The following is a 12,470-nucleotide window of genomic DNA, read 5'->3' as shown; positions in this document are numbered from 1 at the left end:
CCTTATCCGGCCGCGGCGGACGCGCCGAGATCGACCAGCCGGGTGACATTGCCGTGGTAGATCGCGTCCCGTTCCGCGTCGGTCAGGTCGAGGGACGCCAGATTTCCGATGGTGGCCCGGATGTAGCCGGGCCCCTGCTCGGGGTCGTAGGGACTGTCCGACGCGAACAGCACTTTGTCCGGCCCGTAAAAGCGGATCACGGTGCGCAACGCGTCTTCCGCTCCGAAAAGCGCAGTGTCGACGTGGAACATCCGGAAGTAGTCGATCGGCCGCCCGGTGAGCGGATACCCCGTGACGTCGGCTTTCTCCGCTTCGGGGGTCCGCGCGCCGAGCTGGTCCCAGCCCGGCCCGACCCGGCCCGCGAAATGCGGCACCATCGCGCCGCCGTGGTGGACGAGGAACTTCAGCCCCGGCCACCGCGCGAGCACGCCGGAGAACACCATCCGCGCCATGAACGCGGAAAGGTCGTACTCCCAGCCGAACGCCCACCAGATCTCGAACCGGGACCGGCTTTCGGCAGGGTAGTCCGGCCAGGCCGCGGTTCGGTTCGGATGCACCTGGACCAGTTTCCCGCTCTCGGACAGGCGCGCCCACAGCGGGTCGAACCGCGGCTCGTCCAGCGGATGCCCGTTGACATGACAGTAGATCTGCACGCCCAGCGCGCCGAGTTCGGTGAAACTGAAGTCGATTTCCTCCAGCGCGCGGTCGACGTCGTTGAGCGCGACCGCGGCGCAGAACCCGGCGAACCGGTCGGGATGCCGCGCCACCAGCTCGGCGAGTCCTTCGTTGCCGAGCCTGGCGAATTCCGCGCAGCGCGCGGGCGGGCCGAAGTCCTCCAGCGCGGGCGCGGCGACGTTGATGATCTGGCGGTAGTCGCCGAACTCGTCCATCTGCCGGAAACGCACGCCAAGATCGGTCAGCGCGGGAATCCCCCGGGTACGATTCCGCAGATTCCGCACCGCGGGGACGTCGAGTTCGAAGAACTCCTTGGCGTACCGGGCCGGAAGGATGTGACAGAACGCGTCGATCTTCACCGATCACTCCCTCCGCGCCGGCCCCACTCGACGCTGGTCAGTGTTTTACACATCGTGCTAATTTATTCACTCGATGTGATAGCGAAGGTAGTTCGCGCCGCCCGGAGAGGTCAAGATGTCGCCTGCCGCACGCCCGATCGACAGCGCCGCGCCCCCGCGTCGCACGCCCGGCGCCAGCAGTTCACGAAAGGTCCTGCAACTCCTGCTCGCGTTTTCCGAGCGCCGCTGGGAATGCAGCGTCGCCGAACTCGCCGGGATCATCGGGACCCCGGTCGCCACCACGTACCGCTATGTCGCACTGCTCAAGGAACTCCAGCTGCTCGAGGAGGGCAGAGCGGGGCGCTACCACCTGACCAGCCAGGTGATGCCGCTGGCCCGCGCGGCGCAGCTGGCCAACGACCTCGCCAGGCTCGCCAAACCCGCGATGGAGGACGCCGCCCGCGAGCTCGGCGAAACCGTCATGCTGTTCCAGCAGTTCGGCGACGTCGCCGTGTGCGCGGACCGCGTCGAATGCGACAAGGCCATGCGTTTCACGTTCCAGCCGGGGCATTCGCTGCCACTGGGCACCGGCGCGTCCGGCAAGATGCTGCTCGCGCTGCTGCCCGAGGGCGAGCGCGAACGCCGCATGCCCGCCATCATCCAGCGGCGCGGCGTCGGCGTGCGCGAGGAGCTCCGGCGCGCCATGACCAACCGCTACTCCACCAGCCACGCGGAAATCGACGAGGGCGTGTGGGCCTGTTCGGTGCCGGTGCACACCGCGGGCTCCCGGCCGACGGTGCTCAGCATGGCGGGCCCTGCCGCGCGCATCGGCGACGACCAGAAACGCGTCGCTATCACCGCCCTGCAGGCGTACGCGAATCGCATCCAGAAAGCCGTTTCCTCCTACTCGCTGTGAACGGCGGATTCACCTGTCCGCTATTCGGTCGATTGACGGTCGTAAAGTCCGCGCACTAGATTTATTCCGTATTTCACCATTCAGTTCTCACATTGTGCTAAATCTTTTCGACCTCGCGGAGTGCTCGTGCGGAGACCGTGGCTGACCTCCGTGGTCGCGGCCGCCCTCTGCGCGGCCTCGCTGACCGCCTGCGGAACGGCCCACCCGGCCCGGCCGGACAACCTGATCACGATGACCGTCGCCGCGCCGACGGTGACCGACTTCGACGACTATGTCGCGAAGGCGAAAGGCTTCTACGCCAAGCACGGGATCACCGTCCAGCGGGTGCAGACCGGCACCGCGACGCAGTCGGTGCAGTTGCTGGCTACCGGGGAGGTCGACGTCGGCCGCGGCCTGGCCAACACCGTGCTCGCACGCCTGCGCACCGAGGGCGCGCTCGACTTCGTCGATGTCGCGGACACCACCGTGCGGCCACCGTTCGTCATGTCCGCCAAAGGAATCAGCGGTTTCGCCGACCTGCGGGGCACGTCGGTCGGCATCCCGTCGGTGACCGACCAGGCCACCGTCGTCACCCACCAGTTCCTCCAGCGCATGGGCGTCGACCCGGCCGGTGTCGAGATGATCCCGACCGGCGGCACCGGGAACCGGCTCGCCGCGATGAACGCAGGCGGCACGTCCTCGACACTGCTGCTGCCGCCGGTCAACTTCACCGCCGAACAGCAGGGCGCGAAACGGCTCGGCTACCTGCCGGAACTGCTCGGCCCCGGCTACCAGTTCTCGTTCACCGGCGTCGTGGTCCGCGCGTCCTGGGCACGGGACCACCGCGACCAGCTGGTCCGCTATCTCGCCGCCCGCGACGATGCCCTGCGCTGGCTGAACGACCCCGCCAACGCCGAAGAAGCCGCCAGGATCCTCGCCGCGGAAACGAAAAGCCCGCCGCAGCGGGCGAAACAGACCTACGAACTGCTGTTCCGCTCGAAGGTCCCGGCCTTCGCCGACCGCATCGGGGTCAGTGTCCCGGCTGGCGAAGGCGTCATCGACGGCCTGCGCCTCGTCGGCCTGCTGCCCGGAAATCCCGTCGACGTCCGGGATTTCGTCGACGATTCCTACGCCGCCGAAGCCAGGAGGACACCGCGATGACCAAGGCACGCACCCGGACGCTGGGCGCGGTGTCGGTGTTCGGCGGCATCGCGCTGTGGGAACTGTTGTCCCGCACTGTGTTCGACCCGCTCTTCCTGCCACCACCCAGCGCGATCTGGACCCGGTTCCTCGACCTGGCCGCCGACGGCAGCCTGCCGCGCAACCTCGGCGTCTCCGCGCAGACGTACCTGCTCGGCCTCGCGTTCGCGATCGCGGGCGGCGTCGTCCTCGGTGTCGTGATGGCCGCGTCGCCGCTGCTCCGCGATCTGCTCGACCCGTGGGTGTCCGCGCTCAACGCGACGCCGGTGATCGCGCTGGCCCCGTTGTTCATCCTGATGCTGGGACTCGGGATCGCCTCGAAGGTCGTGATCTGTGCGCTCGTGATGGTGTTCCCCATCCTGGTCAACACCTTCTACGGCTTTTCCACGACCGATCCGCAGCTGGTCGAGGTCGCCCGCGCCTACGCCGCGACCCGCTGGCAGAACTACGTCAAGATCAAGCTGCCGATGGCCTTGCCGATGGTGATCGCCGGACTGCGGCTCGCCGCGGCACACGGCCTCGTCGGCGTGGTCGTCTCGGAACTGTTCGGCGCGAAGGCCGGAATCGGTTTGCTGATCCAGAGTTCCGCCGAAACCTTCGACACCCGGGCACTGTTCGTCGGAGTGGTGGTGCTCGGCATCGTCGGGGTCGCGATCACCTACGCACTCGCCGCCGTGGAACGGCGAGTGGGGCGGTGGCGTGTTGTCCAACAACAGGAATAAGGGGGAGAGGATGAGCAGGGGGACGCGCATCACGAGTACGGGGAAACCTACTTCGGGCGGAGGCAAGTGAATTCCGCGAAACTGCGGCTGGAGAATCTGGGCAAGATCTTCCGGCGCAAGGGATCCGAGGTCGAGGCGCTGCACGGCCTCGACCTCGAGGTCCCGGCCGGCGAGTTCGTCTCGGTTGTCGGCGCGTCGGGCTGCGGCAAGAGCACGCTGCTGCGGCTGGTGGACGGGCTGATCCCGCCCACCACCGGCATGGTGACGTTACACGGCAGGCGGGTTTCGGGTTCGGGGCCGGACCGCGCGCTCGTCTTCCAGCAGGACCGGCTGCTGCCGTGGCGCACCGTCGAGCGGAACATCGGGCTGGGCCTCGAATTCCAGGGATTGTCCAAAAAGGAGTGCGCGGAGAAGGCGGCGGAACTGCTCGACCTGGTCGGGCTCCCCGGCTTCGCCGGCGCCTACCCGCACGAGCTGTCCGGCGGGATGCGCCAGCGGGTCAACATCGCCCGCGCGCTCGCCGTCGACCCGGACGTTCTGCTGATGGACGAGCCGTTCGCCGCGCTGGACGGCCAGACCCGCGAGCTGATGCAGGGCGAACTGCTGCGGATCTGGCAACGGCGTTCGAAAACCGTGCTGTTCGTCACCCATCAGGTCGACGAGGCGGTGTACCTGTCCGACCGGATCGTGGTGCTCACCGCGCGGCCGGGCCGGGTCAAAGCCGTCCTCGACGTCGCGCTGCCACGGCCGCGCACACTGGCCACGAAGCATTCGCCCGAGTTCGGCTGGCACGTCGAGCAGGTGTGGAGCCTGATCGAGGGCGAGGTCCGGCAGTCGATGGAACGGGAACTGCGGCACGAACGCTGAGGACCGCCGCACCAACGGATGGCTGAAAGGGTTCGCGCGGCGGCGGCGAACGCGGTAGGACTGTGAGGTGATCCGTTCCGCTTCCCGCGAGGACCTCCCCGTTCTCCGCGACATCGAGCGCGCCGCGGGTGCCCCGTTCCGCGAACTCGGCATGACCGCGATCGCCGAGGACGAACCGCCGTCGATCGAGGAGCTGGCCGCGTTCCAGCAGGCGGGCCGCGCCTGGGTCTGCACCGACGAGCACGACCGCCCGGTCGCCTACCTGCTGGCCGAGGTCGTCGACGGGTTCGCCCACATCGAGCAGGTCTCGGTGCGGCCGAGCCACGCCCACCGCGGGCTCGGCCGTTCGCTGATCGATGTCGTGGACACCTGGGCCGCCGAGCACGGCCTCGCCGGGCTCACGCTCACGACCTACGCCACCGTTCCGTGGAACGCGCCGTACTACCAACGGCTGAACTTCGAGATCGTCGACGACGCCGAGCTGAGCGACGGGCTCCGCACCATCCGGCGGCACGAGGCGGCACGCGGTCTCGACGCCTGGCCCCGGGTCGCGATGCGCCGCACTCTCGACGTCCACAGTGGACACTAGGCCGATGAACGCGACCACCATGACCTGGCATGCCCGGCCCGAAACGGCCGCCGACATCACGGCGATCCACGAGATCAACGTGGCCGCCTTCCCCACCCGCGAGGAGGCCGACCTCGTCGACGCCCTGCGCGCCGACACGGACGCGTGGCTCGACGGCCTGTCCTTCGTCGCCGAGACACCGGACGGCACTCTCGCCGCACACGCCCTGTACACCCGCTGTCACGTCGACGACGCTCCCGCGCTGTGCCTCGCGCCGTGCGCGACGCTGCCCGCGTTCCAGCGTCAGGGCGCGGGTTCGGCGGCCATCCGCGCCGGGCTCGAAGCCGCGAAGGCGCGGGGCGAGAACCTCGTGCTCGTGCTCGGACACCCCGAGTACTACCCGAAGTTCGGCTTCGCCCCGGCCTCGCGGTGGGGTATCCGGCCCTCCTTCGAGGTGCCCGACGACGCGATGATGGCGCTGGCCCTCGACCCGGCGCGCCCGGCGCCCTCGGGCGTCATCCGGTACCCGGCGGCGTTCGGCATCTGAGCCTGCTCGCTCGGGCGGGGGACCCCGGGTAGCGAAGATCGTCGAACACATGTTCTACTGGGCGCGCCGGTCCCGGAGGGGGAAGCTCCGCGGGCCGGCTCCCAGACCAAGGAGGCAGCGTGGCGGTCAAGATCACCCATCTCACCAACGGCCAGCAGGTCCGCTTCGCCAACGCGGACGGTGCGCGCCGGTACGCCGAGATCATGGGCGGCGGCGTGGACAAGTGGCGGTTCACGGTGGTCCCGGCCGATCGACCCGCGGGCTTTCCGGCTGCCTCTCTCCAAGAAATGTCGGTGCCGGTGGTTAACGTCCCGGTATGGCGTATGACTTCCAAGTGACCGTGGACGCGGCCGACCCACACGTGCTCGCCGACTGGTGGGCGGAGACGCTCGGCTGGCAGGCGGAGCCGACCGACGAGGCGTTCATCCGCGAGATGATCGCCAAGGGCTATGCGACGGAGGACGAGACGAGGACGTACAAGGGTGCCCTCGTGTGGAAGGCCGGCGCGGCGATCCGACATCCGGATTCGCCCCCGGAGGGCCCGCCAAAGCGCGTGCTCTTTCAGCTGGTCCCGGAGGCCAAGACGGTGAAGAACCGGGTGCACCTGGACGTTTGGGTCGGCGCGGCGAACGTCGAGGAGCAGCGGGAGAAGCTCACCGCGCGGGGCGCGACGTTCCTGCACAGCGGCAGGCAGGGCCCGCACAGCTGGGTCACCATGACCGATCCGGAGAACAACGAGTTCTGCATCTCGTGACGCCGGGCATGTGTCCCGGACGACGCGTTCGGGACGTGTGCTTGGGGGCGCGTCGCGAGGTGCCGAGGGACGCCTTCGGTGCGTCAGCCGCACCGAGGGACGCCCTCGTCGCATCACGGCGGCACGACTGGACCGTTCACGACATCAAGACAGGACGAGGGGCCCCTTCGTCGCACCGGACGCGACGAAAGGTCCCTTCGCTCCACCACCCGGGCGCGGATCGGCCGGCCAGACGCGTCCCGAACGACGCGTTGCGGACGCTCAACGTCCCCAACGACGCGTTCGCGACATGCGCGTCAAGGTCACGTCTCGAACGCTCCGTTCGGGACGTTCACCGTCACGAACGCGTCGTTCGCGGCACGACCGACCCCCACCGTCCACTGAGGACACCCGACGACCGAGCCCGGAGCTCAGCCCAGGCGGTCCAGTGCCCGTGGCAGCGCCGAAGCCAGCAGGTCCAGCTCCGGTTCGGCGGCGATCAACGGCGGCGACATCACGACGCCCTTGCCGACCGGACGCACCAGCACGCCCTCCTCACGGCAGAGCCGTTGCAACCGACCGGGAGCGCCGGGGTCGGCCGAGAGCACGTCCGCGCGAAGCTCGACAGCGGCGAGGAAGCCGAGCCCAGCCCGTACCTCGCCGACGAGCGGATGCGAACCCGCGCCGGAGAGCGCGTCCGCAAGCGGTTTCTCCAGCTCACGGCCGCGCGGGATCAGGCCGTCGCGTTCGTAGATGTCGAGGGTGGCGTTCGCCGCCGCGCACGCCACCGGGTGCCCGGCGTAGGTCGCGCCGTGCCGCAGCGTCGGAGCGCCGGGGGTACCGGTGAAGAACGGTTCGGCGACCCGCGGCGCCACGATCAGCGCGCCGAGCGGGATCGTCCCGCCGGTGATGCCCTTGGCGGTGGTGATCAGATCGGGCCGCACCGGCCACCGGTCGATCCCGAACCAGGTGCCGAGCCGCCCGAACGCGGCGATCACGCAGTCGGCGACGAACAGCACGTCGTGACGGCGGCAGATCTCGGCGACCGCTTCGATGTAGCCGTCCGGCGGGAGCAGCACGCCCCCGGCGCCGATCACCGGTTCGCAGAAGAACGCGGCGACACGCTCGGCGCCGACGCGCTGGATCTCCGCCTCCAGTGCCTCCGCGCTGTCGTACGGAATGTGCGAGAACTCGGGCGGCAGCGGCCCGAAGCCCTCCGCGTTCACCGCGATCCCGCCCGCCGCGGTGCCGAACCCGTGCGTGCCGTGGTAGCCCTGCACCCGCCCGATCACGTGGACCTTCTCCGGCCGCCCGGTGTGCGCGAAGTACGACCGCGCGATCTTGACGGCGGTGTCCACGACGTCACCGCCGCCCGAGCCGAGGAACACCTTCGAGCCGGGGGTCGGCGCCAGCGCGGACACCCGCTCGGCCAGCTCCAGCGCGGGTTTGTTGGCGTAGTAGCCGAACAGGTTGTACGAGTCGAGCGTGGCGAGCTGATCGGCGACGGCCCGCGTGATCTCCTCGCGCCCGTGGCCGAAGTTGGCGTACCACAGGGACGCGGTGGCGTCGAAGTACCGCTTGCCGTCCTCGTCCCAGACGTAGGATCCCTCGCCGCGGGTGATGACGCAGCGGTCACCGTCGACCGCGCCCATGTCCGCGAACGGATGCCACAACGGATTCGTCTGCCGTGCTGAACTCATGCGACCTCCTCGGTCCTCGCCCTCCATCCTGTCCCGGATCACTACGGGACGCGAACCCGGGAAGCCTCAGCGATCCTCGCGGCGGTACCAGCGCGGGGAGGTGTTGATCGGCGGGGCGAGCCGCGCGCGGACGACCAGCACGTTCGGCTCGTCCGCCTTGACGAACTCGCCGAGCTGCCGCCGGAACGCGCGCCCGAACCCGGACACCCGTTCCGCGTGCACGCCGAACGATCGGGCGAGGCCGACGAAATCCGGGCTGTCCCAGTCGACGCCGCGATACGGCAGGCCCGCCCGCTCCTGGTCGTAGCGCAGCATGCCGTAGCCGTCGTCGTCGACCAGGATGACCGTCACCGGAAGCTGTTCCGCGGCCAGCGTCGACAGATCCCCGACGCCGTAAAGAAAACCACCGTCGCCGGTGACGCAGATCGCCCGCCCGCCACCCGCCGCGGCCGTGCCGAGCGACGCCGGGAAGCCGTACCCGAGCGTGCCCCAGCCCATCGGGTAGGCGAACCGCCGCGGCTCGCGGAACCGGTGGAAGCCACCGAGCCAGTAGCCCGCGACGCACATGTCGGAAACCACCACCGCGTCCGAGGGCAGCACTTCCTCCAAAGTGGACAGAAAGTCCGCCGCCTGCGGTTCCTCCTGGCGAATCCGCCGCCGCACCCGGCGGCCGATCGCGGTGAGCCGCGTGGTCAGTTCTTCCAGGCCCGGCCGTTTCGGGACGTCGATCACCTCGACGACCTCGCGGGCATCGCCGACCAGCATGAGGTCGGGCGGGTAGTTCTTCGCCGCGTCGTCCGCGTCGACGTTGACGGCGATCAGCTTCCGCGGCTTCGGCATGAGCCAGTTCTGCGTCATCAGGCCGTCGAAGTCGGTGCCGACCGCGAGCACGACGTCCGCCTCGTCCCACAGCTCGCCGACCTCCGGGGTGTGGACCGGATTCGGTGCCAGGCAAGGATGTTCGGGCGGCAGCAGGCCGCGTGCGGCGAACGTGGTGAGCACCGGCGCGCAGAGCCGTTCGGCCAGCCTGCCGATCACCTCGCCCGCCCCGGACCGCAGCGCGCCGCCACCCGCCCAGATCAGCGGCCGCTTCGCACCGGACAGCAGTGCCTCGGCCGCGCTCAGCTCGGAGATGTCGATGCGCGGCGCCATCGGCGGCGACGGCGGTTCGCGCCGCGGCGCGGTGTCGCGAAGGTAGTCGGTCGGGATGCCGAGGTAGACCGGGCCGCTCTGCGGTTGCAGTGCCAGCCGCGCCGCGCGGTGCAGCGTGGTGCCGATCTGGTCGGCGGCGCGCACGGTGAACCCGGCCTTGGTGACCGGCGCGAACATGGCCTGCTGGTCCGACGTCTCGTGCAGCACCCCGCGGACCACGCCGGGCCGCCGCAACGTCGACGGGATGTCGGTCGCGATGACCAGTACCGGTGCCGCCGAAGCCATCGCCTCGCCGACGGCGCCGAGCGTGTTGGCCGCGCCGGGCCCGGTGGTGACGAGCGCGACGCCGAGTTTGCCGGTGGCCCGCGCGTAGCCGTCGGCCGCGTAGCCCGCCGTCTGCTCGTGCCGTACGCCGATCAACCGGATCCCGGTGTGCGCGAGCGCTTCCCAGAGCGGAAGGTTGTGGACCCCGGGAAGTCCGAACGCGACTTCGGTGCCCAGGGCGGTCAGGGCGTCCGCGACATGTTGTGCTCCGGTCCGATCACCCACCCTGGCATGCTGCCAGATGGCCGAACGCAGCGGCAACACCACCCAGTGTCATGACCATCACCAGCGAGGACCGGCGAATTCGCCAGCCGGCGGCGGCCCCGGCGGAGTGCCGTCGCCGAAGGGACGTCCACCGAGCGCCTCCCGCTCGTGCGGGGTCGTCCAGCCGGAAAGATCGGGGCCGAGCGGGACGATCCGCGTCGGGTTCACCTGCTCGTGCACCGCGTGGTAATGCCTTTTGATGTGGTCGAAATCGACCGTGTCCCCGAATCCGGGGGTCTGGAACAAATCGCGCGCGTAGGCCCAGAGAACCGGCATTTCGGTCAACTTGTTCCGATTGCACTTGAAATGGCCGTGATACACCGCGTCGAAACGAACGAGTGTGGTGAAAAGCCGGATGTCCGCTTCGGTGATCGTGTCACCGACGAGATACCGCTGCCGCTCCAGTCGTCCGGAAAGCTCGTCCAGCCGGGCGAAAAGCCGCGTGTAGGCGTCCTCGTACGCGGCCTGTTTGCTCGCGAATCCCGCCTGGTACACGGCCGCGTTCACATCCTTGAACACGCCGTCGTTGACCTCGTCGATCTCCGCGCGCAGCCGCTCCGGGTACAGCTCGGGCGCGCCCGGCCGGTGCAAGCTGGTCCATTCGGTGGCGAGGTCGAGCGTGATCCGCGGGTAGTCGTTGCTCACCAGCCGCCCACTCGGCACGTCGACGAGTGCGGGCACGCTGATGCCGCCCATGTAGTGCGGGTCGGCGGCGTGGTAGGCCTCGGCGAGGTAGCGGATGCCGAGCACCGGGTCGCGGTCGTCGGGGTCGAGAGTGAAGCGCCAGCTCTTCTCGTCCTGGATCGGGTCGGCCACCGCCACCGACAGCGCGTCCTCCAGCCCGAGCAGCCGCCGCACGATCAGCCCGCGGCTCGCCCACGGGCAGGCGCGGCTCACCACCAGCCGGTACCGGCCCGCCTCGACCGGCCAGCCGTCCCCGCCGCCGGCCGTGACGCGCGCGTCGAAATGGTTGGCGGAGCGGCGGAACTCCCCCGTCTTCGGATCGGTCGGGATGGTCATGCCTGCCAGCCTAGATCGAATCTGCCCGATCGGCCGTGGTGTGCGTACACTCGCCCTCCCGGGGTACCGCGAGGGAAGGTGGTCGGCATGCCGATGATGCCCGTGACCGACTCGATGTTCCTTCTGATCGAGACGCGCGAACATCCGATGCACGTCGGCGGCCTCAGCCTGTTCCGCAAACCCGACGGCGCCGGGCCCGAGTACCTGCGCGAGATCCGGGCGGGCCTGCTCGAGGACGAGAACATGCGCACGGTGTTCCGCCGCCGCCCGACGCGCCCGGTGAACACGCTCGGTCACGTCGCCTGGTCCACCGACACCGATCTAGAGCTGGATTACCATTTCCGGCACTCCGCGTTACCGGGGCCGGGCCGGATCCGCGAGCTGCTGGAGCTGACATCGCGCTGGCACAGCACGCTGCTCGACCGCCACCGTCCACTGTGGGAATCCCATCTCATCGAGGGCCTCGCCGACGGCCGGTTCGCCATGTACACCAAGGTCCACCACGCGCTGATGGACGGCGTTTCGGCACTGCGGCAGCTGCAGAACACGCTCAGCGACTCACCGGACGACCTCGCCTGCCCGCCGCCGTGGGGCACCCGGAACACGAACGGGACCCGCAACGGCAAGGCGCCCGCGTCGTTCCTTCGCACCGCGAGCGCCACGCTCAACCAGCTCGCGGGCATCGCCCCGGCCGCGGTGAAGGTCGCGCGCGAAGCCTTCCAGGAGCACACGCTGACCCTGCCGTTGCAGGCGCCGAAAACCATGCTCAACGTGCCGATCGGCGGCGCGCGCCGGTTCGCCGCGCAGTCGTGGTCACTGGACCGGGTCCGCGCCATCGCGACCGCCGCCGGGGTGTCCCGCAACGACGTCGTGCTCGCGATGTGCTCGGGCGCGCTGCGCGACTACCTCATCGAACAACGCGCGCTGCCGGACGCCCCACTGATCGCGATGGTCCCGGTTTCCTTGCGGCGTAAGGAAGACAGCCACGAGGCCAGCGGCAACAACATCGGCGCGCTGCTGTGCAACCTGGCCACCGACCAGCCCGACCCCGCCCACCGGCTGGCCGCGATCCACGCCTCGATGCGCAACGGCAAGCGGCTGTTCTCGGAGTTGTCCCCGCTCCAGACGCTGGCACTCTCCGGCATCAACGTCGCCGCGCTCGGCGTCTCGCCGCTGCCCGGCGTCGTGGAGAACACGCGCCCGCCGTTCAACCTGGTGATCTCGAACGTCCCCGGCCCTCGCAAGCAGATGTACTGGAACGGCGCGCAGCTCGACGGCATCTACCCGGCGTCGGTGCTGCTCGACGGCCAGGCCCTGAACATCACCCTGACCAGCAACGGCGACAACCTCGACTTCGGCATCACCGGCTGCCGCCGCAGCGTCCCGCACCTGCAGCGCATCCTCGTTCACCTCGACACCGCCCTGGCCGAACTGGAAACCGCCGTGGTGGCCGCGTGATTCAGCC

At 69.6% G+C, this 12,470-nt stretch carries 13 protein-coding genes; 9 read left to right on the top strand and 4 right to left on the bottom strand.

What is annotated here, in order from left to right; genetic code table 11:
• Positions 1-2: 2 nt before the first annotated feature.
• Positions 3-1,034: an amidohydrolase family protein gene (locus ACFW0G_RS11950; RefSeq protein ID WP_378325022.1), complete on the bottom strand. Its 1,032-nt coding sequence runs from the start codon at positions 1,032-1,034 to the stop codon at positions 3-5.
• Positions 1,035-1,149: 115 nt separating this feature from the next.
• Between ACFW0G_RS11950 and ACFW0G_RS11945 the strand changes: the two genes are divergently transcribed.
• From ACFW0G_RS11945 to ACFW0G_RS11910, 8 genes are all read left to right on the top strand, one after another.
• The gene (locus ACFW0G_RS11945; protein WP_378325021.1) at positions 1,150-1,929 is read left to right on the top strand and encodes an IclR family transcriptional regulator; all 780 of its coding nucleotides are present in this window, start codon (positions 1,150-1,152) and stop codon (positions 1,927-1,929) included.
• A gap of 126 nt (positions 1,930-2,055) precedes the next feature.
• Entirely contained in the window at positions 2,056-3,069 is a 1,014-nt protein-coding gene (locus tag ACFW0G_RS11940; RefSeq protein WP_378325019.1) for an ABC transporter substrate-binding protein, read from the top strand.
• A complete protein-coding gene (locus ACFW0G_RS11935) occupies positions 3,066-3,830 on the top strand; it encodes an ABC transporter permease (protein ID WP_378325018.1) in 765 nt (254 codons plus the stop codon). The genes ACFW0G_RS11940 and ACFW0G_RS11935 overlap by 4 nt, the downstream gene beginning before the upstream one ends.
• 66 nt (positions 3,831-3,896) lie before the next feature.
• Positions 3,897-4,697 (top strand): ABC transporter ATP-binding protein, encoded by an 801-nt coding sequence (locus ACFW0G_RS11930; protein ID WP_378325017.1) that lies wholly within the window; start codon positions 3,897-3,899, stop codon positions 4,695-4,697.
• Positions 4,698-4,764: 67 nt separating this feature from the next.
• Positions 4,765-5,286: a GNAT family N-acetyltransferase gene (locus tag ACFW0G_RS11925; RefSeq protein WP_378325016.1), complete on the top strand. Its 522-nt coding sequence runs from the start codon at positions 4,765-4,767 to the stop codon at positions 5,284-5,286.
• Positions 5,287-5,290: 4 nt separating this feature from the next.
• Positions 5,291-5,812 carry a GNAT family N-acetyltransferase gene (locus ACFW0G_RS11920; protein WP_378325015.1) on the top strand — a complete coding sequence of 174 codons (522 nt, stop codon included), beginning with the start codon at positions 5,291-5,293 and terminating at the stop codon, positions 5,810-5,812.
• A gap of 119 nt (positions 5,813-5,931) precedes the next feature.
• A complete protein-coding gene (locus ACFW0G_RS11915) occupies positions 5,932-6,150 on the top strand; it encodes a hypothetical protein (protein ID WP_378325014.1) in 219 nt (72 codons plus the stop codon).
• Positions 6,129-6,566 (top strand): VOC family protein, encoded by a 438-nt coding sequence (locus ACFW0G_RS11910; protein WP_378325013.1) that lies wholly within the window; start codon positions 6,129-6,131, stop codon positions 6,564-6,566. The genes ACFW0G_RS11915 and ACFW0G_RS11910 overlap by 22 nt, the downstream gene beginning before the upstream one ends.
• A gap of 410 nt (positions 6,567-6,976) precedes the next feature.
• Here the strand turns inward: ACFW0G_RS11910 and ACFW0G_RS11905 are convergent, their stop codons facing one another.
• The 3 genes from ACFW0G_RS11905 to ACFW0G_RS11895 all read right to left on the bottom strand — a co-directional run bounded on the left by ACFW0G_RS11905 (position 6,977) and on the right by ACFW0G_RS11895 (position 11,005).
• The gene (locus ACFW0G_RS11905) at positions 6,977-8,245 is read right to left on the bottom strand and encodes an aspartate aminotransferase family protein (protein WP_378325012.1); all 1,269 of its coding nucleotides are present in this window, start codon (positions 8,243-8,245) and stop codon (positions 6,977-6,979) included.
• A gap of 66 nt (positions 8,246-8,311) precedes the next feature.
• Positions 8,312-9,946 carry a thiamine pyrophosphate-binding protein gene (locus ACFW0G_RS11900; RefSeq protein WP_378325011.1) on the bottom strand — a complete coding sequence of 545 codons (1,635 nt, stop codon included), beginning with the start codon at positions 9,944-9,946 and terminating at the stop codon, positions 8,312-8,314.
• Between the two features lie 57 nt (positions 9,947-10,003).
• Complete coding sequence (locus ACFW0G_RS11895; protein WP_378325010.1) at positions 10,004-11,005, bottom strand: glutathione S-transferase family protein; 1,002 nt, start codon at positions 11,003-11,005, stop codon at positions 10,004-10,006.
• Between the two features lie 87 nt (positions 11,006-11,092).
• Between ACFW0G_RS11895 and ACFW0G_RS11890 the strand changes: the two genes are divergently transcribed.
• Complete coding sequence (locus ACFW0G_RS11890) at positions 11,093-12,463, top strand: wax ester/triacylglycerol synthase family O-acyltransferase (protein ID WP_378325009.1); 1,371 nt, start codon at positions 11,093-11,095, stop codon at positions 12,461-12,463.
• Positions 12,464-12,470 lie beyond the last annotated feature (7 nt).

This window comes from Amycolatopsis sp. NPDC058986 (genome assembly GCF_042741125.1).
In the GTDB taxonomy this organism is placed as follows: Bacteria; Actinomycetota; Actinomycetes; order Mycobacteriales; family Pseudonocardiaceae; genus Amycolatopsis.
The sequence above is the reverse complement of the archived record's forward strand: the minus strand, read 5'-3'. Positions and strand labels throughout refer to the sequence as shown.